Genomic DNA, 26,633 nt, shown 5'->3' with positions numbered 1-26,633 from the left:
TCATGGCTCGAATCTTTGTCTGCCAGGACGACGCGTTGTCCGATGGCGAAGCGATCAAGGTGGACGGCCCGTCCGCCGCTATCGCAGTGTTCAAGGTGAACGGCGAACTGTTTGCGCTGAACGACCGCTGCTCTCACGGTAATGCTTCGATGTCCGAAGGTTATATCGAGGACGACGCGACCGTCGAATGTCCGCTGCACGCCGCACGTTTCTGTCTCAAGACCGGCAAGGCGCTGTGCCAGCCCGCCACCGATCCGCTCGCGACGTTCCCGGTCACGCTGATGGACGGCGCCGTGTATGTCGACGTGCCGGAGGCATGAGTATGAAAGACGCCAGGGGCTGGCTCGACAATGACGTCGCGCTGATCACAGGCGGCGGCTCGGGCCTCGGACTCGCGCTCGTCGAACGTTTTCTCGCGGAAGGCGCGCGCGTGGCCGTGCTGGAACGGTCGGCGGAAAAAGTCGCCGCGCTGCGCGAGCGCTTCAGCGCGAGTGAAGTCGTCGCGGTACAGGGCGACGTCACGTCTTACGCCGACAATGAACGCGCCGTGAACGCCGCCGTTGAAGCATTCGGCAAGCTCGACACCTTCATCGGCAACGCCGCGATCTGGGATCATGCGTCGAGCCTGGTCGATCTCACGCCCGAGCAGCTCGACAGCGGTTTCGGCGAACTCTTCTCGATCAACGTGAAGGGCTATCTGCTCGGCGCCAAGGCGGCGGCACGCGCGCTCATCGCGTCGGAGGGCAGCATGATCTTCACGCTGTCGAACTCATCGTTCTATCCCGGCGGCGGCGGCCCGCTCTACACCGCGAGCAAGCACGCAGCCGTGGGCATCATCCGCCAGCTCGCCTATGAACTTGCACCGAAGGTGCGCGTGAACGGCGTCGGTCCGTGCGGCATGGCAAGCGACCTGCGCGGCCCCGCTTCGCTCGGTCAGCAAGATCTGCGCATCATGGACTCGCGCTCGCCCGAGGCCATCGCAAGCATCCTGCCGCTGCAGTTTTTCCCGGAACCCGCCGATTTCACCGGCCCTTACGTCATGCTCGCGTCGCGCGCGAACAACCGCGTGCTGAGCGGCGTGATGATCAACGCCGACGCCGGTCTCGGCATTCGTGGCATCCGTCACGCGGCGGGCGGCCTGCATCTTTGATGGAGCACGCACGATGAACGCATCGACCATTGCCATCGTCGGCGCGGGCCAGGCCGGCGCCACCGCGGCGGCGGAACTGCGCCGCCAGGGTTACACGGGCCGCGTCGTGCTGATCGGCGACGAACCGCACGCACCCTACGAGCGCCCGCCGCTCTCGAAGGACGTCCTGTTGCAGCCGGATACCGCGCGCTGCGCGATCCACGCCGACGACTTCTATCAGCAACAATCGATCGAACTGCGTCTGGGCGTGCCGGTCGTGGCACTCGATCCGCACGCGCGCACGCTTGCGCTGCGAGACGGCACGACGATCGTCTTCGACAAGGTCCTGCTCGCCACCGGCGCACGGGTGCGCCGCCTGCCGATGCTCGACGCGCTCGGCGACGGTGTCCACACGCTGCGCACGCTCGACGACGCACGCCGCCTGCACGCGGTGCTTAAACCGGGACGCCGCGTGCTACTGGTCGGCGCTGGCGTGATTGGCCTGGAACTGGCATCGAGCGCCGTCGATCTCGGCGCCGAGGCGACGGTGATCGAACAGGCCCCGCGGGCGATGATGCGCTGCTCGCCGCCCATGCTGAGCGAGCACCTCTGCGACGTTCATCGCGCGCGCGGCGTCTCGCTGCATCTTGGCGTGCCGATCGTTTCGGCCACGCGCGAAGGCGGTGAAATCGTGCTGACGCTGCAGGACGGCACGCGTTGCACAGGCGATGCGGTGATCTACGGCATCGGCGTCGAACCGGAGACGACGCTCGCGCGCATGGCAGCGCTCGACATCGACAACGGCATCGTCGTCGATGCGCAGTGCCGCACGTCGCATCCCGACATCTACGCGGCCGGCGACGCTGCGTGCCGTCGCGCCGCCAACGGCCACGCCGTGCGCGAGGAAACCTGGGAGAACGCGAACCGCCAGGCCGTGACGGCTACACGCGCGATGCTCGACTTAGCGCCTGAATCCGCCGACGCACCCTGGTTCTGGACCGACCAGTGCGGCCTGAACATCCAGTTCGCAGGCGACATGGCTGCGCCCGAATGGCTCGCGCGCGGCTCGCTCGCCGCGCCGCCGTGCGTGCTGTTTGGCCTCGACGGCGAAGGCGCCGTGGTGGGTGCGATCACGGTGAATCAGGGACGCGACATGCGCAGCGCCAAAGCGCTGATCGGCAAGCGCGCACGCATAGCGCGCGAGGTGCTCGTCGACTCGACGCGCAACCTGCGTGACCTTGCACGCGAAGCGGCCTGAATGGCGATGCTCGAAAAGCGCTTGCAAGCGCACACGAGTGTCTCTATAATTCGCGCCTCGACAGGCTCGTAGCTCAGCTGGTTAGAGCACCACCTTGACATGGTGGGGGTCGTTGGTTCGAGTCCAATCGAGCCTACCAACGCACAAGCAGTAAAAAAGAAACGAACAAAGCAGCACGTTCGACAATGACGCACTCCCTCGCGGGAATGCGTCATTTTCTTTTTGAGGGTTGTTTTTCTACGGCGGTGATCAAGCATCGGCACCATGGCGCTCAGTCGAGCACCGCATCGTTCGGATGCCCGACCACGCCCTCATTTCCGCTCAAAGTTCCAGGCACTTCGTTCAGCCCGCCACAGGCGACTTGAACGTCACCTGGTCCCGCGCATCGCGTCGCTCACCTTGAACACGGCCACCGCATCGCGCAGCACTTCCGCCTGTGACTCGAGCGACTGCGCCGACGCCGCCACCTCTTCAACAAGCGCCGCGTTACGCTGCGTGGCCTCGTCGATCTGCGCGATCGCGTGATTGACCTGCTCGATGCCGTCGCTCTGTTCGAGCGTCGCCGCTTCGATCTCACGCATGATGTCGTTCACGTGCGAGACCGCGGTGCGCGCTGCGTCCATCGTATTGCGCGCATCCTCGACAAGCCGTGCACCCGATCCAACCGTCGCCACGGAAGCCGAAATCAGTTCCTTGATCTCCTTGGCCGCAGTGCCCGAGCGTTGAGCGAGGCTGCGCACTTCGCTCGCGACCACGGCGAAGCCGCGTCCCTGCTCGCCCGCGCGCGCCGCTTCGACGGCCGCATTGAGCGCGAGAATGTTCGTCTGGAACGCGATGCCCTCGATGATGCCGGTGATCTCCTCCACCTTGCGCGACGACGCCGAGATCTCGCTCATCGTCGTGTTCACGCGCGCAACGACGTCCGCGCCGTGCGAGACCGTGTCGAGCGCGCCCTGCGCAAGACCGCTCGCCTCTTTCGCGCTCGCCGTGTTCTGGCGCACCGCACCCGACAGTTCATGGAGACTCGCCGCCGTCTCCTGGAGCGCGGCGGCCTGCTGCGACGTGCGGCTGGACAGGTCGGCGTTGCCCGCCGAGATCTGGTTCGCGCCAAGCGCGATCTCGTGCGTGCTGCCGCGCACGCGCGAAACCGTGCCGGTCAGACCGTCGCGCATCTGCACGAGCGCGCCGAGCAGCTGGCCCATCTCGTTGGTCGAACGCACGCGCACGTCCACGCCCAGATCGCCTGCCGCAATGCGCTGGAAATGGCGGATCGTCTGATTCACAGGCTTGATGACGGCCGTCGCGAGACCCGCGCGCGCAATCAGGCCGAGCCCGATGCCCACTACACCGATCAGGCCGAACACGATGAGCGAGACCTTGAAGCGCTGCGCGGCGGTGTCGGCTTTGTGCTGCTCCTGCGTGACGTGCCACTGCTCGAGCGCTTCGATCGCCGTGGCGTAGTCGGCGTAGTAACGGTTGGCCGTTTCACCCTGGATCGTGCGGAAGGTGCTGAAGTCATCGTCGACGAGTGCCTTGTGCTCCGGTTCCAGCGCCTTATCGACGAGGGCCGCGCGCGTCTGCGCGACCGCCTGCACGAGCCGCGCTTCGTCGCCGGCAAACGGGCCCGCGCTGTAGCTGCGGAACTGGTCGTTCGATTCGGCGAGCACGCGATGCGCTTGATCGAGCATTTGCGGCGTGGCCTTGCCGACATTGAAGAGCGTCTCATAGCCACCGAGCGCGAGACGCACCTGTAGCAATTTCTCGGAACTCGTCTTGAGCGCAACGAGCGACTGCGAATCCGCACGGATTTCAGTGAGGCTGTCGTTCGTCAGCTTCAACGAACCATAGGCCACGCCGATCATGATTAACAGGAACGCGATAAAGCTGCCGATAACAAAGGTAAGTCCACCGCGGATGGTGACGTTCTTTAGCATGACGTGTCCGTAGCGTTACGAGTGAGCGCTGCGCGCAAGAGAGCGCATCGTTACCGGTAACGGCATTACGGACGCCCGGATGCATAGGGACTATCCATGAGGGAATATCCATAATAGCGGTGTGGGCAATGCGGTCCGGCTTGCGGGCGTACGCGTGAACCATGCGGACATTCAGCCCGACGCGTTGGCGGACAGTCCGTTATCCGAAGCACTCGCGGACGGCACCCTCGTGCTCGCAACCGTACCGACGGCCGAGCGTCCGCTTTCGCCGCGCTTGATCGACGTCGTCAGCGGCCCCGAACCACATCGGCTGCGGCGACGCCAGGGTGCAACCTTGCGGTTTCACTGCAAAAAAATGACGATTTCAAGGCAGATTCGAAATATCACTATTACGAGGGGTTATTAAGGGATCAGCCTTAGCCGGCGTCGATTCCCGCAAAGCCCCGTGCGGCGGGGCTCTCCGGCTCGCGGCGAGGCGTGCGGGCGCCCCCCCCATCGAGGGCCGCCGGCCTTGGGGGACAGCGGCCGCAACGCGGTACTTAGGTATACTCGCGGCCTTTCCCTCCACGATTTTTCGCGCCCGCACCCGCTCATCATGTCCGATATGTCCACGTCGTTCAGCGGTACGCCGCGCCGTCTCGACTTCATCAATCCGAAGCCGCTCGCCATCGCGCTCGCGCTCGTCGTGTTCGGCGCGATCTATCTCGCGCAGACCGTCAGCGTGAAGCAGGCCGCGTTGTACGTCCTCGGCGCGTTGCTCGGCATCACGCTCTATCACTCCGCGTTCGGCTTCACGTCCGCATGGCGCGTGTTCATCGCCGATGGCCGCGGCGCCGGCCTGCGCGCGCAGATGCTGATGCTCGCGATCGGCGTGCTGCTGTTCTTCCCGGCGCTTTCCGCCGGCACGCTGTTCGGAAATCCGGTCGTCGGCGAAGTGTCGCCCGTCGGCACGTCGGTCCTGATCGGCGCGTTCATGTTCGGCATTGGCATGCAGCTCGGCGGCGGCTGCGCCTCCGGCACGCTGTTCACGGTCGGCGGCGGCAGCACGCGGATGGTCATCACGCTGATCGCATTCATCCTCGGCTCGGTGATCGGTACGGCGCACATGCCGTTCTGGTCCGCGCTGCCGCATCTCCAGCCGATCTCGCTCGTGAAGACGCTCGGCGTCGGCCCGGGCATCGCGCTGAACCTCGTTGTGTTCGCTGCCATCGCCGCGCTGACCGTGCTGATCGAAAAGCGTCGTCACGGCCGTCTCGTGAACGACGTGGAGCGCGCACCGAACGCGTCGCCGTGGCTGCACGGCCCGTGGCCGCTCGTCGTCGGCGGCGTCGTGCTCGCGATCCTGAACTTCGTGACGCTCGCGCTTTCCGGCCATCCTTGGGGTATCACGTCGGCGTTCGCGCTGTGGGGCGCCAAGGCGTTCTCCGCGATGGGCATCGACGTCGCGAGCTGGCATGTGTGGAGCACCGGCCCGAACGCGGCAGCCCTCGCCGCACCGCTCAGCCACGACATGAAGTCGGTCATGGACTTCGGCATCGTAGTCGGCGCGATGGTCGCCGCTTCCCTCGCTGGCCGCTTCGCACCCGTGTAGCGTCTGCCGCTGCGCTCGCTGATCGCGGCAGTCGTCGGCGGTCTGCTGATGGGCTACGGCGCGCGCCTCGCGTACGGCTGCAATATCGGCGCGTACTTCAGCGGCATCGTGTCAGGCAGCCTGCACGGCTGGCTGTGGGTCGTCTCGGCATTTTTCGGCAATGTGCTCGGCACGAAGCTGCGTCCGCTCTTCGGGCTCGCCGTGGAGCGGGTGAAGAACACCGGCTGCTGAAGCACCGCCCTCACGTCTCAACGAAAAAAGGCAAGGCGCTCGCGCCTTGCCTTTTTTCTTGCGCGTTCAAAGCGTGCAGAAGCGGGTCTAGATGTTCAGGCGCGTGACCTTCGTGCCCGCCAGCGAGACGTCGCCCATCAGGCCCTCGTTCGTCAGCACGAACACCTGGACCGGGGCCGTCGCGGTGGTCGTATCGATCAGGCCGTTTGCGCCGACCTTGACGAGCGCCACCGACGCATCCGCGCCAACCGACCAGCCGTCCGACGCGCGGAAGCGGTTGAGCGCGTCCTGCGTCATGAAGCAGAAGATCATCGCCTTCGACTGCGCGCCCGCCTGGAATCCAAACGAGCCCGACACGGTGTTGAAGTAGCCGACCGTCTCCCCGCCTACGCGTAGCGCGCCTTCGCCATACTGCCCACCGACAATAAACCCGGCCTGCAGCACGGTCGGGAACACGAGCACGCCGCGCGCCTTCGCGAGCAGTTCACGCGAGCCCGGAACGGTGGAATGGAGCTTGTTCAAGGTGGCGTCGACACTCGCGTCAATCGACTGACGCTTCGATGCGTTGTCCGCCGCAGTGGGAGTCGAGCCCGGCGTCGTGGTGCAGCCTCCGAGCCCGACACTACCCGTAGCGAGCGCTGCGGCCGCCGTGAGGATGAAAATTCGTCGTTGCATCGTTATCTCCACACGAATGGGAAACGAGGATGGAAGCGCAAGCTGTGTTCCTGGTTTGGGTTGCGTGGAGACGATTTGGAGAGCCACACCCCTTTTCAGTTTTTCCTGGATTTGCTGCGAGTGGATGACGCCTGCCGCCCACAATGCAACAGTCGACCTTACCTATACCGGTCACTCGAAGCGCTGGTGGAAGCCAAAGGATTTCAAAGCGACCGGTAAATCTAAAATCTTGATTATGGAACCGGCGGTGCCAATCGCGGATACCAGGCGAATGAAGTCTTCATAAACGCCACAAAACGTTGCCAAAGCTAATAGCCTGTTCAGGCCAGGAGGGCCGTCGTGGGCCAGCACGGGTGACTCCGGATGGAATTCAAATACCTTGCAACCTTCGCAAGTTGCCAAATGTTATGGTGTCCGAAGTTCGTCGTAGGGCAACGATCGATTCAAGCGACTCATCCCTGAACTTCCGTAGCCTTCCCTATGGGGACGTTCGTTGCGTTGTCCGCCGAATGGTAACGCTCAGGTGGCATGCTGCCGCTCGTGGCGCCTTCGCGAACGCCGTTCTTCTGCAAGCGACTACATGCAGATTCCGCCGCCGTCACGCGCAAGCGCCATGCCACGCCAATAGGGGTGGCCGCCCCGCGCAATGCATGGACTTCTGTAACAAATAATCCATGCAAATGTGCACGCAACGACCTATTTTCCAGGTGCAGAGTTCGGCGGCAGCGAGCGCTGTTTTTACGGTCGGGCCAGCCGAGTGCAAAAGCGGTTTAACCCTTTTCGCGAGGCGCACATGACATCCATGTTCAAACGACTATCCTGTTCTGCTTCCCGGGGCTTTGCAGGTAGCAGTGTCATCGCGCTCTGTTGCGCGATCGCCCCAGGCGCCCAGGCGCAAACGCTCGGCCCGCTCGTCCAGGTGGCCGCGGGTGATCCGTTCAGCGGATGTACTGCCGACCAGCTCAACGCGCAACAGGCCGCATTCGGGAGCGTTCTTTTTCCAGCCACGTCGATCGAGCCATGGGTGGCGGTCGACCCGACCGACACGTCCCGCCTCCTCGTCGGCCACCAGCAGGACCGATGGAACGACGGTGGCGCACGCGGACTCGTCGGCGTCATTTCCACGGACGCGGGCGGCAGCTGGACCAACTCGATCCCGCCCGGCGTGACCAGGTGCTCTGGGGGTGCATTCCGTCGCGCCTCTGATCCGTGGGTAGACTTCGCGCAAGACGGTACGGCCTTCTTCATGTCGCTGGTGCTGGACCCCATGAAGGCGACGACTCCGTTTGGGGCACGCAACAGCGGGATGCTGGTCAGCCGTTCCCTCAACCACGGTGCGACGTGGCAAGCTCCGGTGACGCTGATCCGCACCAACTCGCCGCACACGCTCAATGACAAGGACTCACTCACCGCCGATCCGACGGCGAACGGTTACGTCTATGCGGTGTGGGATCAACTGAGCGTTTTCCCGCCGACCCAGGCTGGCGATCAGTTGCTCGCCGGAAATGATGGTGTCGAAATCGCGCGTCAATTGCGTAACGGCACAGCGGGTGGTGCCCCGCTCTTCAAGTTCAATTTCACCGGCCCCAGCTTCTTCTCGCGATCCACCGACAACGGCGTAACCTGGAGCACGGCCGCGCCGATCTACCAACCGGGCACGGGTGCACAGACGATCGACAACATCGTACGGGTGTTGCCTGATGGGACACTGCGCGACTTCTTCACTGCGATCAATGTCACACCGTCGGGTCTTAGCATCGGCTACATAACGTCCACGGATAAGGGAGCAAACTGGAGCGCACCGACCTTCGTCAACGATATTCAGGTGAACGCAGTCGTTTCCCCGGACACGGGCCAGCCGATACGCGATGCGTCGATTCTCTACAGTATTGCCGTGAACCCGGTCACGGGGGCAATCTATCTGGCGTGGCAGGACAATCGCTTTTCGACCGCCACCTGCACTACACCCGCTGGGTCAGTCCCGATCGACGGGATCGTCTTCAGCGAGTCGGATAACGGTGGGGCGACCTGGTCAACGCCTGTGATGATCAACAAGACGCCGGCCAATGGTGCAAACCCGTGCCGTCAGCAAGCCTTCATCCCCGCAGTGGTGGCGTCGGGCGACGGCAAGACGGTCGTGGTGACCTACTACGACTTTCGTAACGACACGAATACGCCTGCCGGCTTTGAAGGCACGGACTATTTCGCGCTCTTCTGCCCGACCTCTTCCGCGTGCACGAACTCCGCTAACTGGGGCAATGAGCAGCGCCTCACCACGGCCTCGTTCAACATACTCAATGCTCCCGGGGCGCCTGGCCATTTCCTCGGCGATTACATGGGTCTGGCCGCTAGCGGGCCCACGACCGTGTACCCGGTCTTCGGCGTAGCAACGGGTCTCAACGTGACGGACGAATTCACGCGCAAGATCTCCGGATTGCCTTGAGCACAATCGGCGGCGACCCGAGGGTCGCCGCCTCGTCCTGCTGCACTGCACGCGAATATCGTGATCGCCTCGGCACCACCGTGCCTAGATGAGCCGCACGACCAGCGGCGCTGCAAGCACCGTGAATGCACCGCCAAGCACCATCGTCAAACTCGCCATTACGCCATTCGGCATGCCACGGTCGTGAGCACGCAGGGTCCCAGCCATCTGCGCTACTGCGCCCAGCGTCGCGCCGTGCGCCTGTGCCGACTTCACTCTGAAAACCATGAGCAACAGGTCGCCAAGCACAATCCCGGCGACGCCGCTTGCCACCACAAACAAGGTGGTCAGGTCCCGAGCCCCGGAAAGCTCGTCCGAGACGACGAAAGCAAACGGCATCGAAATGGAGCGCCCCACCAGGCTGTGCTCGACAATCGCCGGCAAGTCGAATAGCCGCGCAAGCACCACAGTAGAAACCATCGCAGTCGTTCCCGACACGATGGTACCCACGAGCAGTACCGGCCACCAATGCCGAACGAAATGACGATTCTGGTAGACCGGGACCGCGAGTGCCAAAGTCAGCGGGCCAACCATCCAGACGAGCATATGCGTCGACTGCAGGTAAGCGTCGAACGGCACATGCAGCAGTGAAAGTCCTGCGATGAGGACGACCGGCGCGAGAAGCAGCGGCGACGTCAAGACATTACGCCAGGCCCTGTGAAGGCGAACGTTGAGCAAATAGACGGCCAATGTCGCGGCCATACCCACGACGAACGCCATCATGCTCGACCTCTCTGAAGTGCGCGCGTTGCAAGCTCTACCGAAAACGACGTCGCAACCACGCAAATCACCGTGCCGCCGACGACAATCGCAGCGATCGGCAACCAGTTCGCTACGAGCAAGTCACGTTGACGTGCAACCGCGACGCCCGGTGGAATCAGGAATAGCGCGCTTTGGGAAATGAGAAGGCGCGCGCCGCCCTCCACGGCAGACACTGGAACAAGCTTCGCGAACAACCCGGCGAGCACCGCGACGAAGCCGGCCAGCGCCGGGTTAATGGACGTGCCGAGCCATTTGCCTGCGAACGTCAAGACGACGAACACCGCGATCAGCCCGCCCGCCTGGAGGACACTCCGGATCGCGAAAACCGGCACCGTCTTTTGCATTTCTGTTTGAGCTGTCATAAGTTGACTCGACTTCATATCGCCTGGCGTCTATGCTAGTCTCAATAACATGCAAAGTTCATGCATTTTTAACGAAGCATACGGCCATCCTCGTCGATTTGTTTCGTCTGATCACAGCGCTCTGAATAAATTATGCAAATCGACCAGTTCGATCGAAAAATCCTTGCAACGCTCCAGATGGACGCGACGCTTCCGATGAGTGAGCTAGGTGAGCGCGTTGGCCTGTCTCAATCGCAGGCATGGCGGCGCGTCGAGAGACTCGAAAAAAACGGGGTCATCGTGCGAAGAGTTGCCGTCCTGGACCGCGCAAAGCTTGGACTGAGCGTGCAGACGTTCACGCAGGTAAAGCTGAACAAACACAGCGAGCGGGCCGGTGAGATTTTCAGGGCGACGGTTGAGCAGTATCCGGAAATCCTCGAGATACACACGGTCCTCGGCGAGTATGACTTTCTTCTGCGGATCGTCACCATCGACCTCGATGCGTACAGCCGTCTCCTGGCAGACCGGCTTTCCACGCTTCCGATGGTGCAGGAAGTCCATACCCTGATTAGTCTGTCGGCTGATGCGGGCAGCCGGCCGTTGCCCGTGTTTCTTGCGCCGTAGAGCGGAATGGGATTGGTGATATTGCCGAATGCGGTGCGGAGGATTTCTGGCGACAAGGCGTGCCAGGGACAGCGGACGTATCGCATGCGTGACTGATCGACCCGGAAGGAACACTCAGTCTCAGTCGTCCCGCGACCGGTCACTCCTCGAACGAGGCAATCCCGTCCTGTTCGTCCTTGATGCCAGGGCGAGGCCAGCAGTCCGAGCAGCCTGTATCAACGTGCCGGACATAAGCACGCCGCCTTCACGTGCAACTGATTGGAGAACCCGCTTGCCATCCGTGATGGCGCCCACGTAAGTGGCTCTGGATGGTCTTCGGGGTTGTTTGGAGGCGACCACTCATTCAGTTGTCGGCCATAACCTTGAAAAATCTATACGAATCAAAGCTCCTGGAAGATGGAATGGAGAACGAGGGTTTCTCTTTTTGCGCTGTCCGCGGGGTAATTCCAAAACGTGCCTTGAATGCCCGCGTGAAATGCTCGTAGCTGGAGAATCCGCAGTAGCCGGCAATAATCGTGATTGATTTGGTGCGGGTCTCAGAAGTGGATCCAGACAGAAGGCGATAAGCCAGATCAAGTCGCTTTTCGCGAATGAGGCGGGCAATTCCCCCATCGGTTTCGAATATTCGATATAAATTGGATCGCGATATATGGGAATATCGCATCAAGAAATCGACGTCCAATTCCGGGTTGGTAATATGCTGGTCGATAAGATCGATAATTTTCTGTCTAAGCGACAGGGCTGCAATTGCAGTCGCATCGGCATATTCACTGCCTTTGCCTGAGAGGCCACCCGCCAGTAGCGAATACATTCCATCTTGCGCGCCGGCCAATTCGTCACCGGTCATCTGGCCGATGAGCGTCTGCAGCCCCTTCAGATAGTCGGTTATCAGTGTCGTCATGGGTTGCCCGGCCTTTAGCACGACACCATGCAGATTTCTTCTTCCAATCAGTTTTTCCAGCGGTGCCCGCGGCACCACGGCGACGAGACGCTTGCCCGCATCGACGCGGCTGCGATAAGGCTGCGTCGAGTCGACAATGACGATATCGCCGGACTGTGACGCAATATTTGTATTGTTGAAGTCGCCGGCACCGTCACCCGAGCACACGACAATCACCACGTAAGTGTCGGCATCGCTTCGCGCAATCGTGCGCAAATCGCGCTGGTACTGCTGCGAGTTGAACTGTGTCTCCCAGAGTTCGAGCGGACCACGCATTTGCGCACGTAGCGTTATCTTGAGCCCCGGGTCGTCGAGTGGCGCACTCATGTGCAACGGCCTGAATACTTCGATGCAGTATTCGGTGCGCTGCCGGGGTTCGATGCTCTCCGAGGAAATTAGTATTTCTTTCATCATTACGCTAACCTGGGCACTCAAGGCATCCCTGTTTGTGCGGCCCTCTCGCGGCGGAATCCCGTCCGGTTCCGGACGATAGAAGGCGTTAAACAAAGCTAGACGGAACGAATGATCAGCTTTTCGGGACGGGCGGTCAATTCCTGAGCGTTACTTTATGTGATCCTAGCGGCAAATCGAAAGCGCGCAGGAATCAGCCCGGAAACGGCAGCAGGTAGTACTGCGCGGGTCTAGTCTGGATGAAACGCGCGTGAAATTCACGATAACGGCAGATGCGTTTCCAATTCCGGGGCGCCCAACCCGAAGCGGTCAATTGAACTCAAGAGGCGAATGACCGCTACCTGCCGGATTCGAGTCGGTGGTCGTGATTGGCTTCGCCGGATGTATCGGTGCGAGCCCCTCTGTTCGCTACCCGCTGGATCGTCGGTTACTTTTTGGCAGTACCGGGCTGGCAAATAAAGATCGCTTTAACGGCAAATCAGACCGGGAAAACAAAATTGCGAAAACGCGACGAAACCGCGCACACCCGTAACGCCAGATTCGACAGGTTTCGTAGCCTGGGTGTCGCGTACGTATCGGTAATGTTTAACGGGAAAGTCGACATTGGATTTTCCCAGAAAGAACGGAAGATAGTAGGCAGCGTGCTCCCTTTCCTCGCTGGTCGACAAATCAGAACCGGCCCTTATGTCTGGGGTAAAGACATCGATAGGTGGATCGACTTGTTTGCTGGCGATAACGAACTGTGCGCCGCGCTAAGCGTTTTACTCGAAGGGTACGCGTACTCAATTGAATGGGCTGGTTCTCGACTTTCTGCCCGCGTCAGTGTTTATGATCGTTCAATCGATGGTGACGCGACGAGAGGGGAGCTTTTTTCTGCAAATCTCGCTGTTGTTGCGGCACGACTTACGGCACTCGGAGAACGTGGGAGCTTGCCTGGACGCTCAGAAGGCAGGATGGCATGGGGGCCCGCGGCTTTAAGAAAATTCGCGCGAGTAGCTGGATTTATTCTCCCTTTTGCGTTGCTGATGGCAGTGCTTCATCTAGTTGCCCGCTAGGATCAATGCAGCGGACAAACCGCTTCATCCAGGTTCTTCAATAGAGTCTTTACGGACGACCGCTCCGGGCGGACCTGTTGCCATGCAATACGGTAGGACAGCCGGGGGTTCCTGGCCGCACGCGGTCCTGTGCACCGGATCCGGTTCGTCGGTTGCGAAACATGTACTGTGGATCCGGACGTTGGGCGACGTCGGTCGTGTCTTCACGCGGATTGGACTACGCCGCGTCGACATGCTTGCTGCAACTGGGCATCTGTATCAAGATCAAGTCGCCCCATCAGAAACAGGCGACTCCCATGACAGACGATCCTGATCTCGATTCCACTTCGGATCCCGATAAGCTGAAGGGCCCAGGCGGAATGACGTTGCGGCAGATTCACGAACAGGTGCAGAAGTCCGTCCGGCGCGACCGCGAAGCGCAGGCTGCGCACAACTCGTCCGCTCCGCCGCAAAGCCGGTGGCAACGGTGGGTGCGCTACGTATGGGGCCGCAGCGGACGGCGCTAGCCGCGATTTGATAAGAGCGTGCTGGTCAGCGGCCGCGCTTTGGGGATCGACCATTCGCGGCGACGGATTCAACCGGCGGCAAGCTGCCAAACGCTACAGACCCCCAGACATCTCGCACGACGCACATTCAACGGCGCTCGGTAACCGGCCCCTCGGCATGCACGCGCCCGACAGCACCGGCAGGGCCACCGACGGTAATCGGGCCATCCACTTCCAGATCGCCGTGCACGATCAGCGGGCCGTGCACTGTGAGCGGACCATCGAACATGTTTTCTCCCCCGCGCCTGCGTACGGCGGGATCGTTGGGCGGAATCCGTTCAATCCAGTCCGCCGTGATCGGCCCGCGGGCGTAGATGTCACCAGCGACTGTCAGCGAGCCATCGACGGTCAACGGCCCGCGGACGACTGCCGACCCGGCGATGCTAAGTGGACCCGTGGTAACGGGCTGGGCATACGCTGACGGGAAAAAGACGGAGGACACCAGCAGAACCGCGCCTGCCGCGGTGCCCCGCGCCAGCATCGGGGTAATGCTCATTCCGAGCCTCGCAATGAAACGTTTCATGTTCCCTCCTGGTCGGCGCAAGTTGCGCGCCCGTCGGCCGCTCGCGAGATTCGCGACAGATCAGCGAAGCTTTTGTGCGGCGCATCGTATGCGTACCGTATGCGGTATCGTCGAGGCCAATCGATGTGATCCAGCGATGTACCAGCCGGGCGTATTGCCGCGTCGACAGATGCGGTGACGTATGCAACCGGCTCGCGAATAGAAAGTCCGCAGACGTCAGTCCTCGCGCTTCGATCCACGCTTCGAGGCTCTCACAGGTCTGTTCCGTAATTTCGAATTAGACCGGCTGCCGGGTCTTTTGCTGCATGACTGTGGCCCTGAAGGCCACGTGGCTGCCGCGATGGACGTCCTGCACCTGCAACCGCGTAAGGTCACACGCTCGAAGTTCGCTATCGATTGCAGGATTGAACATCGCGAACTCACCAACGTTCGAAGCCATCTGAAGCCTCGTCCGGATCGCCCGGATTTCCCGGAATTTCAATGGCAGCGTTTGCCCGGTTAGTTTGCCCTTGTTCCATGGCACACGGTGGCCAACGACTACGTTCCCGGATTCCATGACCATCGCCTCTCAGGCGAAGGGAGACTGAGTGTGCGCCTCCTCGGGCGGTCGCTACCCGAACCGGAGCGGACCCCGACGGTCTTCCAGCGAAAGTCCGCTTCAGATCCTCTCGCGGCCACCTGCCGACTGTCCAAAATCCGGAGCGGTTAAAGCCTTCACGTTGCCGAAGTGTTGAAAATGCCGTCGAGAAAGATGTCCACCAGGTGGGCAACACGCGATTTCGATGAGCCGCCGTGTTCGATGGAGAGAGAGATCGCCGTGACCATACAGACTAGATCGTCGAAAGAGACGTCCTTGCGGACAGCTTCCGCCTTCTGGGCACGCTGGAGCAACCGGCGTCCTTCTTCACGCCCCGCGTGACAGCCCGGCGTATCTTCCTGGAGTACCGTTCCCAGCAACGCAGCCAGCCCGCGATAGTGGCTCGCGTGGTTCACGAGTTCCTTGACGAAGGCGCGTATGGAAGCGCTCGGCTCAAGTTTTTCATCCCTTGCACGACTCGCCTCGGCGAGTGACAGCAGGCGCTCATCACTCGTCGCGGCGAGCAGCGCGTCGCGCGTCGGGAAGCGACGATAGAGCGTACCGATGCCAACCTTGGCACGCTTCGCAATATCGTCGAGTGAAGCCTCAGCGCCGCGTTCGAGAAACAGCTCGTCCGCCGCTTCGAGGATGCGTTCGCGGTTGCGGGCTGCGTCGGCACGCAGCGGCGCTTCGTCGGTCGCGGAAAGCTTGCTCTTCATCTTTGCCTGGTTCCTCTTGAAAAGTGGATGATGCCTCCATATACTAAGTGGAGCAACACTCCACTTAAACAGAGGCTGATATGACAAGGCGATTCGAAAACAAGATTGTGGCAATCACCGGCGGCAGCGAGGGCATCGGCCTGGCGACCGCCAGGCACTTCGCGACCGAGGGCGCGCTGGTCTACATCACCGGTCGCAGGCAGGATCGTCTCGACGAAGCAGTAAGAGAAATCGGCAACGGTACCGTAGGCATTCAGGGGGATGCCAGCAACCTCGCCGACCTTGATCGACTCTATGAGCGCATCCAGCGCGACCACGGCAAGCTCGATGTTGTTTTCGCAAACGCCGGTGTCTCCGAAGCCGAGCCGCGACCGCTGGGCACGATTGACGAGGAAGGCTTCGACCGCCTTTTCGGCCTTAATGTGCGCGGTCTGCTCTTCACCGTGCAGAAAGCTTTGCCTCTACTTTCATCGGGTGGGGTTGTCGTCCTTAATGGCTCGGTCGCTGGCAGCAAAGGTTTTCCCGGTCAGTCGCTCTACAACGCGAGCAAGGCGGCAGTGCGCTCGTTCGCACGAAGCTGGACAACCGACCTGAAGGAGCGAGGCATCCGCGTCAACGTGGTCTCGCCGAGCGGGACCGAGACACGCCCGATGCGGACCTACCTCGACTCGCGCCCCGGAGTTGAAGACGTGCTGAAGCAGCTCGTACCGCTGGGGCGTCTGGGGCAACCGGATGAGATCGCGCGCGCGGTGCTCTTCCTGGCGTCAAGCGAAAGCAGCTATATCGCGGGCGTCGAGCTCTTCGTGGACGGTGGCTCACTCGCCGTTTGAACCGTTAATTAATGCTACTGTCGCGCCGATTACCGCAGCGACCAGGCGAGATTTAGCGACTGTGTCGGGTCGCTGTTGCCTGGCCTTTTGTGCCTTCTAACGTGAAGCGCCGGGCGTCCGTTTGTCTGCGACTTGCGGACGCTCAAATCAGGAAGACGGGAGCCGGCTTCTGGCCGAACACGGAAATTCGACAGCAGTCGAGCGGACGCACAACACATGTGCCGTGTCGAACTTCCGTAGGCAACCCGGAGCAGGCTGCCCGCTCTCGACTATGAGTGACTCCGCCAGTATGGAACGTACCTTCATGGAGCGAAGCCTAATGAGCGGATCAAGCCCACGACTGCGATACCAGGCACGCTAATACGCTGCGGGCCACGTGCCCCACTCATAATCGAAAGATGAGAGCAGGTTCGTGAAAAAGACATTGAACCGTCGCGGTTCCACCCATGGCCTCGGGCTATTCTTGCGGTTACCGAAAACAAGCCTACTCTGCGCGCGACCTAGTCGGCGCATTTCGTTGCTCGCTCCACCGGTACCTGATCGTCTGAGCCGCGAGCGTCAATACGGCGAACCGCGACCCAGCAGGAACGGTCCTTCCAGTCTAGAAATGCGTCGTAATCCTGACCAGCCTGCGGAATGAACGTCGCTTTAGGCGGACTGCATGAGACGTACCCGTTTCCGTATGCTAGTTGCAACGTGAGTGGAACATTAGCATCAACGACGTACTCCTTGATAAAGTCCTTGAAATCGAGCCCATCTGGGCGCATTCCTTTGCGCGGACTGGGCGGCATCCCGATCATGACGCTAGTGGATGAATATTTCCACGCGGCCCAAAAACCGTCATTCACGCGCACCAGATTTTCCGGATCGTGAAGGGAGTTTGTATAACAAGTACTGTTCTTCCAGATGTTAGCCACGCCAGTGCCATTCCCTGCGAGGATACGAACACGTGCCTGCGTAGCCGGATCATAGGGCGGGTTGGCCTGCGTCACATTGTGGGCTGGTTGCAGGAACGAGCATGCGGACAACACTGCTACGGTGCTGGCCACTGTCGCGACGGACTTCATGGACATTCGCTTTCCCCCGGTACTCAAATTCCTGGTATGCGCTCGTCGATACCCGGCGTGCAACGAGTTCCTGTCATTCGTTGCACGCCCATGTACCAATTGGAGCCTCATTGTTTATTCGCGTCACAAAACCATGCCGCCATTCGGCGCCGCGAGCTCGCGATCAACCGTGATGGGATTCAAATTCGATCCCCTTGAGAAGCCCGGTCTTTTCGTCAAAATAAAAAGTTGCCGTCTTTGTCGTCCCAACGGGAGTGGCAACCACAATAATGGCAACGGCTGCACGCCTGACGTAACGATAGGTCCAGATTTCGAAACTCCCGGCAGTCGCCTTCGAATCCGGCGCACCGAGTTTCGACGCCACGTCATCTCTCGACGCAACTCCCACTGCAAACTCGCTCTGAAGCGATTGTTGGGAAGCGTCTGCAAGCTTGGCGTTACCCTCGCCCGGCCCAAATGACACCGCACATCCGGCAAGAGACGAAGCAAACAACAGCACAAGGAAAGATTTTTTCAAAAGTGTTCTCGGAGATCTGGTTTGAAATTACATCTCCTGCCGCTAACGAAGTGAGCGACCGGTCGATGAGGGTAGCCACGCATCCACTGGAACCGCGCGCGACCGTTGTACAAGATGTCGAACAGGGCAGCTGAGGATGCAACGCGCATACGCGGATCTCGCCGTCCGCCAGGAAGCCTGGGCCGCGCCGCGATACAGACATAGAACGATCCAGTCGTTACTTACTACGGCAACTGAATTTCAAACTTGAGAGACCGGCTGGACGGCTGCTGTCCGTCGCGCTACCGACATTCGAATGTCGTGGCATACCCTCCCGCAGATGGCTCATGATGGCCGGCAACTGCCCAACGTCGACGGCCGTAACCGCCTGCAGATTCAACCGGTCAATGCAACAACCTGATGGAATCGTTCAGCCGGTGTATCGAAGTTCAGTGTTTTACGTGGGCGATCGTTGCGCCGTCTGTCACCCCGAATTGCTGATACGCTGTCGGATTTTCTGCCAGATGCAACTCGGCGTGGAATAAATCAGCGTTGCGTTTGCGCTGTTCCCCTGTTAGCGCTCGATGGCCATGTGCTTTGTCTCGGCGCGGGCTATTCAGCCAGTCGAGACTATTTAGGGTCTGGCATCGAGCGCGTTCGACTGAGGGCATGCCTGTCCCGCTTCAAGCAAAATCGCAAAATGGATTCTTTAGCCCTGCATCGTCAGTTTTACAACGTGCTGACCCAGAGTCAGTATTGATCGCCAGATCGGATGCTGGCGTATCAGCGCAATCAACTGTCCCAATTGTTGCTGCACGCCAGGAGCCGAGTGCCCTTCCATGAGCACCGGCTCGATTCCGTATTCCGGGCGGAAGACAGCATTGACGGGGACAGGTGGCGTGAAATCCCGCTCGTTGCCCGGCACGATTTGCAGACGCGGCATGACGACATGCAGGCAACCGAACTACCACCTGGTCATGGCGCAATCGAGGCGACCAGCAGTTCCGGCTCAACCGGTCGCCCGATCGTTACGTCGCAAAACGAATTAGTGTCGATTGCGGCCAGCAGTGCGACCGCGCGCTCGTACGATTGGCATCGGATCGACGTGCGGTGTACCCAAGTCTGCATTAATGCTCCGTCAAACGGCGCGCGTCGAATTTGATGAACGTGTCCGAACCATTATCGGCGTCTACCCAACGGCATTTCGAGGGAGGGAAACAGGTCGCCATTTACTCCCACTGCGTCCCTTTTCATCGGCGCGCGTAGAATCGTCGAATACCTTCAAGCAGGCGTTCATCAAGAAAGAGACCGAACCTATCCCTCGTGAGCAAACGCGCCATGAAGCTTTATTTCAGCCGCAACTATAATCCGCGCCTCGCCGTATCCGTGGCGCGCCATTTGAACTCGCCGGTCGAGTTTGAATTCGCTTCCCCGTTCGCGCCGGGCGAGCGCGAGAAGTTCCTCAAGCTCAATCCAAACCAGCGCGTTCCGATTCTGGTCGACGGGGAGACAACGCTGTGGGAAGCGGACGCGATCGCCTGCCGGCTCTCGTGTCTCGCCGGGTCGGACTTCTGGCCGACAGGTAGCACGATGCCGGACCTCATTCGCTGGATCAGTTGGGGCTACTGGAACTTCGTGCGTGCCTGCGACATGGTTCATTTCGAACGGGTGACCAAGCAGCGTTACGGCTTGGGGCCGATCAGGCGCGAGGTCGTCGATGAGGGATTGAGCGAATTCGCTTCCTCGGCCGCGATTCTGGAGCAGCATCTCGCGGAGAGGGACTGGCTGGTCGGCGACGAGGTCACCTACGCCGATTTTCGCGTCGCTTGCGTGCTCCCGTTCGCCGAACCTGCCGGCCTGCCGCTCGCCGACTTTCCTCGCGTCGAAGCCTGGCATGCGCGCCTCATGGAGATCCCCGCCTGGAGGGATCCATTCGCGGGGCTCGAGGCGCCTGAACTGCCCCCGGTCAGCTCGCAATCTGAATGACGCCGGGCGGCATTCACCCTCGTTTCACTCAGTGCGTCACCGTCTCATTCGCAACCAGATGCGCCCGCACGAAGCCAATGTGCTCGCGCAGCACATAAAACGTATCGGCAAAAGCAAGCGGCATCCGCAGGGTATTCAACGATCGCTCGATTTCATTAAGTTCCTCGACCAGCTTGCGCCGCTCTTCCTCGCTCTTGTGCTTTAGCGCATCGCGTTCGATGGCAATGAGCGCGCCATAGTAGCGATAAATACGCGAACGCACGCGCCAGCTATAAAGCGCGGGAATCGTGCGCAGCGCCGGGATTACGAGCACGGCGAGCGGCAGCAGCAGCACGAGTAGCCGGTCCGCGACGCTGGCCAGCCAGAATGGCAGCGAGCGATAAAGAAAGCTCTTGCCCGAGCGGAAGTAGCGGGTCGCATCCTCGCCGATGCGGAAGTCGTGTACCGACGTGTTGGGAAATTCGCCCGCACGTTGCAGCAGACCCGGCGCGCCATTCACCTCACCGGCAGCTTCCAGCAGCAGATCGGAGATCGCCGGATGCAGCGTATCGCGCGCGACAATTTCCACGGTCGGACCAACCAGGTGCACCACGTCGGGAGGAATGCGATAGCGCAGGTCGAGCACACCCGGCGGCAGGTCAAAGCTTTCGAGGTACGGAAAGAGCCGCGTATACGCGGACGATTCGTCGAAGCTCATCACGGCGATGCCGGGAATCGTCAGCAATCGCAACATCAGCGCGCGCGTGGCGGAGTCGCCGCTCAGCATGGCGGCGTCGATGTCCCCGGAGACGAGTTGAGTCGCCGCCTGCAGGCCGTCGAGCGGCAAAAGCGTGGTATTGCCGCCGGGGTCGATGCCGTTCGCGTCGAGCAGCTTGAGAGAGAGAAGCCGCGTACCGCTGCCTTCGCGGCCGATGGCAATCCGCTTGCCTTCGAGTTGCGACAACTGCGTGAGGCCCGAGCCGCGATAGAACACCACCAGCGGCACATACGTGACGCTGCCGAGCGACATCAGCGAGCTGACGTCCTTGCCTTCGGCCACGCCGCCCTGCACGAACGCGACATCGACGTTCCACTTCGGGTTGAGCAACCGCTCGAGGTTCTGCACCGAGCCATCCGATTCGATCACGTTGAGCTTCACGCCGTTGCGCGCGAGGATCGTCCGGTAGGCGTCGGCCATCTGCATCAGCGAGCTGTCCCGCGGTCCAGCGCTGATCGTGAGCGTGCGCGGCGGTGCGGGATTGACGAGCCACACTACAAGCGCGATGACAATCGCGCAAAAGAGGGCAACGGGCAACGTGGTGAGCGCGAGATCGCGCCAGGCGGGATGGTCCTGGTCGCGCAGGAAATGCGGCGGCAGTCGATGTCGTTTCATGAGAACCCGGCGGCGATGCGTCAGACTCAACCCTGGATGGGACCGAAGCAAGCGTTAAAGCACTCACTCCGGCCGACAGTGGAAACGTCATGATGCCATTTTCGCGCCAGATCGGACGGTTTTTGGCGCTGCGCCGTGCGCGGGTCGTGGCGCAAGCAGCGCCACAAGCTGCACTTCAGGCAGTCGACTTTGTCAGCGCAAACAGTTCGGCGCGCAGGGCCTTCGCACGATCGCGCTTCAAATGCTGCTCGAACTCGGCCTGAGCGTCCTGCCACAGCACACGCGCCCGTTCGTAGCGCCGCTGGCCGTTCGCCGAGAGGCGATAGACCAGCATGCGTGTATCCTGCTCCGATGCGCTCGCGACCACCAGCGCGTCACGCTGCAACGGCTTCAGTGCGCGCACGAGCGTGGTGCGGTCCATGACGAGGTCGTCGGCCATTTCTGCGGCGCTCGTGCCGGGCCGGCTCGCGAGACGCGAGAGGATCGTGAATTGCGCGGCAGTAACGCCCTCCTGCGAGAGATGACGCTCGTACAATTGCGTAACAAATCGCGCAGCCTGCCGCAGCGCGAAACAGTTGCACTCCTCGCGAATCGTCCGCTTCGTCATTGCCTTCACCTCCCTTCACTTCATCGATCGCGCGCCACGCGGCGCGCGTTCATCATACTTTCTCGAGTGCGAGCGCGATACCCTGCCCGCCACCGATGCAAAGCGTCACGACGCCACGCCGGATGCCATCACGCTGCATCGACCACGTGAGCCTTGTGGTGAGAATCGCACCCGTCGCGCCGATGGGGTGGCCGTGCGCGACCGCGCCGCCTTCCACGTTGACGATGTCCTCGGGAATACCGAGTTGTGCGATCACCGCGAGCGGCACGGCTGCGAAGGCCTCGTTGATTTCGAAGCGTTCGACGTCGGCAAGCGACCAGCCCGCACGCTCCAACGCGAGCTTCACCGCCGGCACGGGACCCAGGCCGAACATGCCGGGCTCGACTGCCGCGACGCCCCACGACACGAGCCGCACCATCGGTTCGATACCCTTTGCCTCGGCGAACGCCCGGTCGGCCACGAGCATCGCCGACGCTGCGCTATTCAGTCCCGGTGCGTTGCCCGCCGTAATCGTGCCGTCCGGGCGGAATGCGGGGCGCAGCTTCGCAAGTGTTTCGAACGTCGTGTCGGGGCGCGGCGCTTCATCCACGTTGAAAATTTCGACACCCTTTTTACCCTTCATTTCCACGCCGACGATTTCTTCCTTGAAGCGCCCCGCGGCCTGCGCGGCCGCGAAGCGCTGCTGCGAACGCGCGGCAAAACGGTCCTGTTGCTCGCGCGTGAGTTGCGCCTTCGTCACGAGGTCTTCGGTGTGCCAGCCGGAATGCTCGCCCGAAAACGCGTCGACAAGGCCATCGCGCAACATGCTGTCGTGGATTTGAGCGTTGCCCATGCGATAACCCCACCGGCCGCCGTCGAGCAGATACGGCGCACGGTCCATGTTTTCCATGCCGCCCGCAAGCGCGACATCGGTAAAACCGAGCAGCACTTCTTGTGCCGCGCTCGCCACCGCCTGCGCGCCCGATCCACACACGCGATTCACGGTGAGCGCGGGCACCGACACGGGCACACCACCGCCTAGCTCGGCCTGGCGCGCGGGGTTCATCTTGTTGCCCGCCTGGATCACGTTGCCCATCACGATCGAACCGAGCAGCGCTGGATCGAGCTTCGCGCGCGCGAGCGTCTCGCGCACCGCCACCGCTCCCAATGCCGTCGCCGGCGTGCCTTTCAACGCACCGTTGAATCCACCGATTGCCGTACGCACCGGCTGACACAAGACCACTTCACGCGTGCTCATCTTGCTACCCTCCACGAAACAAAAACTGCGGATGTCGATTTCATTCTATGTATGCATATGCACACATTCAAACGCTTTGGTCGAAGCAAACTTCGTCCGGTGTGGCACGTTTTATGTCGTCGACGCCCGCAGGTTGGCAAATGCGCTTACGCCACGGCCGGAAAATCCAGCGTCGTATCGTTCACGCGGTTCACGAGGTTTGTGAACGTGATCGAAGCCACTGCCAGCGCAATTTCGATGATCTGGCGCTCGGTGTAACCGGCTTCGCGAATCGCGTTCACCTCGTTCTCGGGCACGGTGCCGTGCGTCGTCACGAGGACGCGCACGTAGTGCACCAGTGCATCGCGCTTCGCGTCGCCAGTAGGCGAGCCTGCGCGAATCTGCTTCATCGTCTCCGGCGCGAGACCTGCGAACTTGCCCGCCAGCGTGTGCGCGGCGACACAGTAGTCACAACCGGCCACCTCGCTCACGGCAAGCTTCACGGCTTCGACATCGGCCTTGGAAAGCGTGCCGGCCGCGATCACGGCTTCGACACCGAGCATCGCGCCGAGCGCTTCGGGGCTGTGCGTGCCGATAGTCGCGTAAGCGTTCGGCACCTTGCCGACGGCCTTGCGGATCTTCGCGAAGATTTCGGCTGCGGCGCCGGTGGCGACTTCGGGCTGGATGGCGGTAAGACGGGACATGTTCGACTCCTTGCTGTTGAGAGAATTGGCACAGCCATCGTCGATGGCGTGATGGCAGTCTAGTCGTGCACGTCGACGTTTTTAATGCCAGAATGACGCGAATTCATGCCCATTCGTCTCACGCCAACCGCCCCCGCCATGGACCTGCTCAGCCGATTACTCGCGCTCATGCCCGTCTCCGGTCGCCTCGACGTGCGCTGCCATTACGGCGCGCCGTGGCGCATCGAACAGGGAGACGCCGACGCGCGAGAAATTCCCTACCACGTCCTGCTCGCCGGCGAGGCCGTCATCGAGGATGCGCACGGTGCGAGCGTCGCGATGCAAGCGGGCGACATCGTGCTCTTTCCGTCCGGCGGCGCGCACGCCCTGCACGACGGCAGCGGCAAGGCGCCAGCGGCCACTGAACAGCGAATGCAGAACGGCCTCGCAGTCGAAACGAATCACGGAAGCGGCGCCGTCGCCGATCTGCTTTGCGGCCGCTTCCTGCTGCCCGCCGTCCCGCAGCGCCTCTTGCGCGACAACCTGCCCGCGCGACTTATCGTGCACAGCGCGCGCGAAGGCGGTGACGCGCCCGAGCGCCTCGTGCGCCTGATCGCTCTGATGCGCGACGAAGCGCTCGAAGCGGGCCCCGGCAGCGAATCGTTCGTGAACCATCTTTCGGGTGCGCTCTTCGCGCTTACGCTGCGTTACGCGAGCGACGCGAAGACGCCGCCGCGCGGGCTGCTCGCGCTCGCGCAACGTCCGCGCCTGCAGCCGGCCATCGACGCGATGTTCGAAGCCCCAGGCCGCGCCTGGACGCTGCCCGAACTCGCCGCGTTGTGCCACATGTCGCGCGCGACGTTCGCACGCCACTTCGACGAGGCGATCGGCCGCTCGGCCGCCGATGTGCTCACCGAAATCCGCATGACGCTTGCAGGCCGCCTGCTCGCACAAGGTAACCAGCCCGTCGCCGAGATCGGCGAATCGGTGGGCTATCAGTCCGATGCCGCATTTCAGCGGGTATTCAAACGCCAGGTGGGCATGACGCCCGCACAGTGGCGCGCGGCGGCTCGCGCCTAAGCGCTCGTTCACCGCTTTTACACGTTTAGCTGCGCGGCGCATCGTCGGTCCTGGCGATCACGTCGCCGCTCTGGCTCCAGCCGCCACCCAACGACCGGTAAAGCGCCACCGCCGCCAGCGCGTGGTCGCGCTCCGCTTCGTTGAGCAGGTCCGCATCCGCGAGATAGGTCTGTTGCGCCGTGAGCACGTCGAGAAAGTCGGCTGCCCCGCCCTTGTAGAGCTGGTTCGCGAGCTTGAGCGCCTGCGATGACGCCGCGACTGCATCGTTCAGTTGCTGCGTCTGGCCCGTCGTGCTCACGAGGTCGGTGCGGCTGTCCTCCACTTCGCGCAGCGCCTGCAGCATCGTCTGCTGCAGGTTCAGTTGCGACTCACGCATGCGGCTTTCGCTCTGGTCGATTTCAGCCGTGATACGGCCTGCGTTGAAAATCGGACTCGTCGCGCCGATCGCCGCGCTGAAGAGGTTGTCGGTCAGCGCCGGCATACCGAGGTACGACGCGGCCAGCACACCGTCCGCGAGATTCAGCGAGAACTTCGGATAACGCTCTGCACGCGCGACGCCCACTTCGGCGGCGCGCTGCTCGACGGTTGCATATGCCGCCTGCACGTCCGGGCGGCGCAGTAGCGCTTGGGAAGGCAGCAGTTGCGGCGCGCTCGCCGGCGCGGCCGGAATGGACGCAGGCGCCGCCAGAGCAAGCTGCGCGACGGATTCAGGTGTGCGCCCCGTATAAACGGCTATCAGGTTCAGTTGATGATCGATGCTCGCCTGCGCACGCGGAATGCGCGCCTGCAGTTCGCTTAGCTGCGTCTGCGCACGCGTTACATCGAGTTGCGTAGAGAGGCCGTATTTCAACCGATCCTGCGTGAGCGAGAGTGCTCTTTGCCTGATCGATACGTTATCCTGAAGAATCTTCAGTTCGGCCTGTGCCCAACGCAGATCGACGTAAGCCGATGCCGCATCGGCTGCGAGCGCGAGTCGCACTGCGTCCAGCGCGTGTTGCTGGCCCACGAGATTCGCCTGGGCAGCGAGCAGGTCGAGCCGCTCGCCGCCGAACACGTCGGGAGTCCAGCTTAGCGCCAGGCCCGCTCCCGCCTGTTTCACGTAGCCGAGCGGCGGCGGCACGTTCTGCCGCGTATACGCGGCGTGCGCCGTGAAGTCGAGTTGTGGCAGCAGCGCCGCGTGCTTCTGTGTCGTAATCGACTGCGCCTGCTTCACGCGTTCCGCTGCCGCCTGCAGATCGAGATTGCCTTGCAGCACCGTGGAAAGCAGCGCGTTGAGCGTCGGGTCGCCGAACTGCGCCCACCACGCTTGCGCGTCGACGGCGTCTTGCGGCGCCTCGATGCGCCACGCCACGGGCGCAGTCTCGCGGACCGCGCCCTGCAGGTCCGCGTGCTGCGCGGGTTGCACGGCACAAGCCGCGAACACGGCTGTCACGAGCGACGCGATAAGCGCGCGCGCGACGCGTAACGGCTTGATATTCGAAGACGATTGCATGATTGAC

Annotated in this window: 26 protein-coding genes, 1 tRNA gene and 2 pseudogenes; 12 read left to right on the top strand and 17 right to left on the bottom strand. The window is 61.9% G+C overall.

Features of this window, described 5'->3' with window-relative positions:
• The first annotated feature begins 2 nt into the window (after window positions 1-2).
• The 4 genes from hcaC (at window position 3) to L0U80_RS25915 (ending at window position 2,526) form a co-directional block, all read left to right on the top strand.
• A complete protein-coding gene (gene hcaC / locus L0U80_RS25930; protein ID WP_233872666.1) occupies window positions 3-320 on the top strand; it encodes a 3-phenylpropionate/cinnamic acid dioxygenase ferredoxin subunit in 318 nt (105 codons plus the stop codon).
• 2 nt (window positions 321-322) lie between these two features.
• Window positions 323-1,150, top strand: a complete 828-nt coding sequence (hcaB, locus tag L0U80_RS25925; protein WP_233872663.1) for a 3-phenylpropionate-dihydrodiol/cinnamic acid-dihydrodiol dehydrogenase — start codon at window positions 323-325, stop codon at window positions 1,148-1,150.
• A 13-nt stretch (window positions 1,151-1,163) separates the two neighbouring features.
• Window positions 1,164-2,387 carry a 3-phenylpropionate/cinnamic acid dioxygenase ferredoxin--NAD(+) reductase subunit gene (hcaD, locus tag L0U80_RS25920; RefSeq protein WP_233872660.1) on the top strand — a complete coding sequence of 408 codons (1,224 nt, stop codon included), beginning with the start codon at window positions 1,164-1,166 and terminating at the stop codon, window positions 2,385-2,387.
• A gap of 62 nt (window positions 2,388-2,449) precedes the next feature.
• Window positions 2,450-2,526: transfer RNA gene (locus tag L0U80_RS25915), tRNA-Val, on the top strand.
• A 229-nt stretch (window positions 2,527-2,755) separates the two neighbouring features.
• On the opposite strand, the gene L0U80_RS25910 is transcribed toward L0U80_RS25915, so the two are convergent.
• The gene (locus L0U80_RS25910) at window positions 2,756-4,321 is read right to left on the bottom strand and encodes a methyl-accepting chemotaxis protein (RefSeq protein ID WP_233872657.1); all 1,566 of its coding nucleotides are present in this window, start codon (window positions 4,319-4,321) and stop codon (window positions 2,756-2,758) included.
• A gap of 595 nt (window positions 4,322-4,916) precedes the next feature.
• On the opposite strand from L0U80_RS25910, the pseudogene L0U80_RS25905 reads away from it, so the two are divergent.
• A pseudogene (locus tag L0U80_RS25905) lies at window positions 4,917-6,143 on the top strand (YeeE/YedE family protein).
• An 87-nt stretch (window positions 6,144-6,230) separates the two neighbouring features.
• Here the strand turns inward: L0U80_RS25905 and L0U80_RS25900 are convergent.
• Both L0U80_RS25900 and L0U80_RS25895 read right to left on the bottom strand, forming a co-directional pair.
• Entirely contained in the window at window positions 6,231-6,818 is a 588-nt protein-coding gene (locus tag L0U80_RS25900) for a BPSL1445 family SYLF domain-containing lipoprotein (protein WP_233872653.1), read from the bottom strand.
• A 171-nt stretch (window positions 6,819-6,989) separates the two neighbouring features.
• Window positions 6,990-7,169 carry a hypothetical protein gene (locus L0U80_RS25895; protein WP_233872650.1) on the bottom strand — a complete coding sequence of 60 codons (180 nt, stop codon included), beginning with the start codon at window positions 7,167-7,169 and terminating at the stop codon, window positions 6,990-6,992.
• Window positions 7,170-7,611: 442 nt separating this feature from the next.
• On the opposite strand from L0U80_RS25895, the gene L0U80_RS25890 reads away from it, so the two are divergent.
• Complete coding sequence (locus L0U80_RS25890; protein ID WP_233872647.1) at window positions 7,612-9,261, top strand: sialidase family protein; 1,650 nt, start codon at window positions 7,612-7,614, stop codon at window positions 9,259-9,261.
• 84 nt (window positions 9,262-9,345) lie between these two features.
• On the opposite strand, the gene L0U80_RS25885 is transcribed toward L0U80_RS25890, so the two are convergent.
• Together L0U80_RS25885 and L0U80_RS25880 are read right to left on the bottom strand one after the other, a co-directional pair.
• Window positions 9,346-10,023: an LrgB family protein gene (locus tag L0U80_RS25885; protein WP_233872644.1), complete on the bottom strand. Its 678-nt coding sequence runs from the start codon at window positions 10,021-10,023 to the stop codon at window positions 9,346-9,348.
• Window positions 10,020-10,424, bottom strand: a complete 405-nt coding sequence (locus tag L0U80_RS25880) for a CidA/LrgA family protein (RefSeq protein ID WP_233872641.1) — start codon at window positions 10,422-10,424, stop codon at window positions 10,020-10,022. Before L0U80_RS25880 ends, L0U80_RS25885 begins: the two co-directional genes overlap by 4 nt.
• A 132-nt stretch (window positions 10,425-10,556) precedes the next feature.
• Between L0U80_RS25880 and L0U80_RS25875 the strand changes: the two genes are divergently transcribed.
• Entirely contained in the window at window positions 10,557-11,027 is a 471-nt protein-coding gene (locus L0U80_RS25875; RefSeq protein ID WP_233872638.1) for an Lrp/AsnC family transcriptional regulator, read from the top strand.
• Between the two features lie 343 nt (window positions 11,028-11,370).
• Here the strand turns inward: L0U80_RS25875 and L0U80_RS25870 are convergent, their stop codons facing one another.
• Window positions 11,371-12,381: a helix-turn-helix domain-containing protein gene (locus tag L0U80_RS25870; RefSeq protein WP_233872634.1), complete on the bottom strand. Its 1,011-nt coding sequence runs from the start codon at window positions 12,379-12,381 to the stop codon at window positions 11,371-11,373.
• A 365-nt stretch (window positions 12,382-12,746) separates the two neighbouring features.
• On the opposite strand from L0U80_RS25870, the gene L0U80_RS25865 reads away from it, so the two are divergent.
• Together L0U80_RS25865 and L0U80_RS25860 are read left to right on the top strand one after the other, a co-directional pair.
• Window positions 12,747-13,433 carry a hypothetical protein gene (locus L0U80_RS25865; protein WP_233872631.1) on the top strand — a complete coding sequence of 229 codons (687 nt, stop codon included), beginning with the start codon at window positions 12,747-12,749 and terminating at the stop codon, window positions 13,431-13,433.
• A 296-nt stretch (window positions 13,434-13,729) separates the two neighbouring features.
• Complete coding sequence (locus L0U80_RS25860) at window positions 13,730-13,939, top strand: hypothetical protein (RefSeq protein WP_233872628.1); 210 nt, start codon at window positions 13,730-13,732, stop codon at window positions 13,937-13,939.
• A 127-nt stretch (window positions 13,940-14,066) separates the two neighbouring features.
• Here L0U80_RS25860 and L0U80_RS25855 read toward each other — a convergent pair whose 3' ends face one another.
• From L0U80_RS25855 to L0U80_RS25845, 3 genes and pseudogenes are all read right to left on the bottom strand, one after another.
• Complete coding sequence (locus L0U80_RS25855; protein WP_233872625.1) at window positions 14,067-14,501, bottom strand: hypothetical protein; 435 nt, start codon at window positions 14,499-14,501, stop codon at window positions 14,067-14,069.
• 43 nt (window positions 14,502-14,544) lie between these two features.
• A pseudogene (locus L0U80_RS25850) lies at window positions 14,545-15,057 on the bottom strand (tyrosine-type recombinase/integrase); the annotation flags it as partial.
• Between the two features lie 158 nt (window positions 15,058-15,215).
• A complete protein-coding gene (locus L0U80_RS25845; RefSeq protein ID WP_233872622.1) occupies window positions 15,216-15,797 on the bottom strand; it encodes a TetR/AcrR family transcriptional regulator in 582 nt (193 codons plus the stop codon).
• An 80-nt stretch (window positions 15,798-15,877) separates the two neighbouring features.
• Between L0U80_RS25845 and L0U80_RS25840 the strand changes: the two genes are divergently transcribed.
• Window positions 15,878-16,627: an SDR family NAD(P)-dependent oxidoreductase gene (locus tag L0U80_RS25840; RefSeq protein WP_233872618.1), complete on the top strand. Its 750-nt coding sequence runs from the start codon at window positions 15,878-15,880 to the stop codon at window positions 16,625-16,627.
• Between the two features lie 500 nt (window positions 16,628-17,127).
• On the opposite strand, the gene L0U80_RS25835 is transcribed toward L0U80_RS25840, so the two are convergent.
• From L0U80_RS25835 to L0U80_RS25825, 3 genes are all read right to left on the bottom strand, one after another.
• The gene (locus tag L0U80_RS25835; protein ID WP_233872615.1) at window positions 17,128-17,700 is read right to left on the bottom strand and encodes a hypothetical protein; all 573 of its coding nucleotides are present in this window, start codon (window positions 17,698-17,700) and stop codon (window positions 17,128-17,130) included.
• A gap of 157 nt (window positions 17,701-17,857) precedes the next feature.
• Window positions 17,858-18,211, bottom strand: a complete 354-nt coding sequence (locus L0U80_RS25830; protein WP_233872611.1) for a hypothetical protein — start codon at window positions 18,209-18,211, stop codon at window positions 17,858-17,860.
• 688 nt (window positions 18,212-18,899) lie between these two features.
• Complete coding sequence (locus L0U80_RS25825) at window positions 18,900-19,133, bottom strand: hypothetical protein (RefSeq protein ID WP_233872608.1); 234 nt, start codon at window positions 19,131-19,133, stop codon at window positions 18,900-18,902.
• Between the two features lie 395 nt (window positions 19,134-19,528).
• Here L0U80_RS25825 and L0U80_RS25820 point away from each other — a divergent pair, with 395 nt between their 5' ends.
• Window positions 19,529-20,176 (top strand): glutathione S-transferase family protein, encoded by a 648-nt coding sequence (locus tag L0U80_RS25820; protein WP_233872605.1) that lies wholly within the window; start codon window positions 19,529-19,531, stop codon window positions 20,174-20,176.
• 28 nt (window positions 20,177-20,204) lie between these two features.
• Here the strand turns inward: L0U80_RS25820 and L0U80_RS25815 are convergent, their stop codons facing one another.
• The 4 genes from L0U80_RS25815 to L0U80_RS25800 all read right to left on the bottom strand — a co-directional run bounded on the left by L0U80_RS25815 (window position 20,205) and on the right by L0U80_RS25800 (window position 24,075).
• Window positions 20,205-21,548 (bottom strand): TAXI family TRAP transporter solute-binding subunit, encoded by a 1,344-nt coding sequence (locus L0U80_RS25815; RefSeq protein WP_233872603.1) that lies wholly within the window; start codon window positions 21,546-21,548, stop codon window positions 20,205-20,207.
• 175 nt (window positions 21,549-21,723) lie between these two features.
• Window positions 21,724-22,155, bottom strand: a complete 432-nt coding sequence (locus L0U80_RS25810) for a MarR family winged helix-turn-helix transcriptional regulator (RefSeq protein ID WP_233872600.1) — start codon at window positions 22,153-22,155, stop codon at window positions 21,724-21,726.
• 52 nt (window positions 22,156-22,207) lie between these two features.
• Window positions 22,208-23,392, bottom strand: a complete 1,185-nt coding sequence (locus L0U80_RS25805; protein ID WP_233872596.1) for a thiolase family protein — start codon at window positions 23,390-23,392, stop codon at window positions 22,208-22,210.
• Between the two features lie 146 nt (window positions 23,393-23,538).
• Window positions 23,539-24,075, bottom strand: a complete 537-nt coding sequence (locus L0U80_RS25800) for a carboxymuconolactone decarboxylase family protein (RefSeq protein WP_233872593.1) — start codon at window positions 24,073-24,075, stop codon at window positions 23,539-23,541.
• Window positions 24,076-24,180: 105 nt separating this feature from the next.
• On the opposite strand from L0U80_RS25800, the gene L0U80_RS25795 reads away from it, so the two are divergent.
• Entirely contained in the window at window positions 24,181-25,134 is a 954-nt protein-coding gene (locus L0U80_RS25795; protein ID WP_233872590.1) for an AraC family transcriptional regulator, read from the top strand.
• A gap of 25 nt (window positions 25,135-25,159) precedes the next feature.
• On the opposite strand, the gene L0U80_RS25790 is transcribed toward L0U80_RS25795, so the two are convergent.
• Window positions 25,160-26,626: an efflux transporter outer membrane subunit gene (locus tag L0U80_RS25790; RefSeq protein WP_233872587.1), complete on the bottom strand. Its 1,467-nt coding sequence runs from the start codon at window positions 26,624-26,626 to the stop codon at window positions 25,160-25,162.
• Window positions 26,627-26,633: the final 7 nt, after the last annotated feature.

This window comes from Paraburkholderia adhaesiva, from assembly GCF_021390575.1.
GTDB lineage: Bacteria > Pseudomonadota > Gammaproteobacteria > Burkholderiales > Burkholderiaceae > Paraburkholderia > Paraburkholderia adhaesiva.
Note: the sequence above shows the minus strand (reverse complement) of the source record. Positions and strands in the feature narration are given on the sequence as shown.

Excerpts from the sequence above, each read along its gene's own strand:
- L0U80_RS25815 (WP_233872603.1), bottom strand. The coding sequence starts at position 21,548 with ATGAAACGACATCGACTGCCGCCGCATTTCCTGCGCGACCAGGACCAT.
- L0U80_RS25855 (WP_233872625.1), bottom strand. The coding sequence starts at position 14,501 with ATGAAACGTTTCATTGCGAGGCTCGGAATGAGCATTACCCCGATGCTG.
- hcaB (WP_233872663.1), top strand. The coding sequence starts at position 323 with ATGAAAGACGCCAGGGGCTGGCTCGACAATGACGTCGCGCTGATCACA.
- L0U80_RS25820 (WP_233872605.1), top strand. The coding sequence starts at position 19,529 with ATGAAGCTTTATTTCAGCCGCAACTATAATCCGCGCCTCGCCGTATCC.
- hcaD (WP_233872660.1), top strand. The coding sequence starts at position 1,164 with ATGAACGCATCGACCATTGCCATCGTCGGCGCGGGCCAGGCCGGCGCC.
- L0U80_RS25875 (WP_233872638.1), top strand. The coding sequence starts at position 10,557 with ATGCAAATCGACCAGTTCGATCGAAAAATCCTTGCAACGCTCCAGATG.
- L0U80_RS25910 (WP_233872657.1), bottom strand. The coding sequence starts at position 4,321 with ATGCTAAAGAACGTCACCATCCGCGGTGGACTTACCTTTGTTATCGGC.
- L0U80_RS25890 (WP_233872647.1), top strand. The coding sequence starts at position 7,612 with ATGACATCCATGTTCAAACGACTATCCTGTTCTGCTTCCCGGGGCTTT.
- L0U80_RS25880 (WP_233872641.1), bottom strand. The coding sequence starts at position 10,424 with ATGACAGCTCAAACAGAAATGCAAAAGACGGTGCCGGTTTTCGCGATC.
- L0U80_RS25845 (WP_233872622.1), bottom strand. The coding sequence starts at position 15,797 with ATGAAGAGCAAGCTTTCCGCGACCGACGAAGCGCCGCTGCGTGCCGAC.
- L0U80_RS25825 (WP_233872608.1), bottom strand. The coding sequence starts at position 19,133 with ATGCCGCGTCTGCAAATCGTGCCGGGCAACGAGCGGGATTTCACGCCA.
- L0U80_RS25805 (WP_233872596.1), bottom strand. The coding sequence starts at position 23,392 with ATGAGCACGCGTGAAGTGGTCTTGTGTCAGCCGGTGCGTACGGCAATC.
- L0U80_RS25795 (WP_233872590.1), top strand. The coding sequence starts at position 24,181 with ATGCCCATTCGTCTCACGCCAACCGCCCCCGCCATGGACCTGCTCAGC.
- L0U80_RS25840 (WP_233872618.1), top strand. The coding sequence starts at position 15,878 with ATGACAAGGCGATTCGAAAACAAGATTGTGGCAATCACCGGCGGCAGC.
- hcaC (WP_233872666.1), top strand. The coding sequence starts at position 3 with ATGGCTCGAATCTTTGTCTGCCAGGACGACGCGTTGTCCGATGGCGAA.
- L0U80_RS25870 (WP_233872634.1), bottom strand. The coding sequence starts at position 12,381 with ATGATGAAAGAAATACTAATTTCCTCGGAGAGCATCGAACCCCGGCAG.
- L0U80_RS25860 (WP_233872628.1), top strand. The coding sequence starts at position 13,730 with ATGACAGACGATCCTGATCTCGATTCCACTTCGGATCCCGATAAGCTG.
- L0U80_RS25835 (WP_233872615.1), bottom strand. The coding sequence starts at position 17,700 with ATGTCCATGAAGTCCGTCGCGACAGTGGCCAGCACCGTAGCAGTGTTG.
- L0U80_RS25885 (WP_233872644.1), bottom strand. The coding sequence starts at position 10,023 with ATGATGGCGTTCGTCGTGGGTATGGCCGCGACATTGGCCGTCTATTTG.
- L0U80_RS25810 (WP_233872600.1), bottom strand. The coding sequence starts at position 22,155 with ATGACGAAGCGGACGATTCGCGAGGAGTGCAACTGTTTCGCGCTGCGG.
- L0U80_RS25900 (WP_233872653.1), bottom strand. The coding sequence starts at position 6,818 with ATGCAACGACGAATTTTCATCCTCACGGCGGCCGCAGCGCTCGCTACG.
- L0U80_RS25800 (WP_233872593.1), bottom strand. The coding sequence starts at position 24,075 with ATGTCCCGTCTTACCGCCATCCAGCCCGAAGTCGCCACCGGCGCCGCA.
- L0U80_RS25790 (WP_233872587.1), bottom strand. The coding sequence starts at position 26,626 with ATGCAATCGTCTTCGAATATCAAGCCGTTACGCGTCGCGCGCGCGCTT.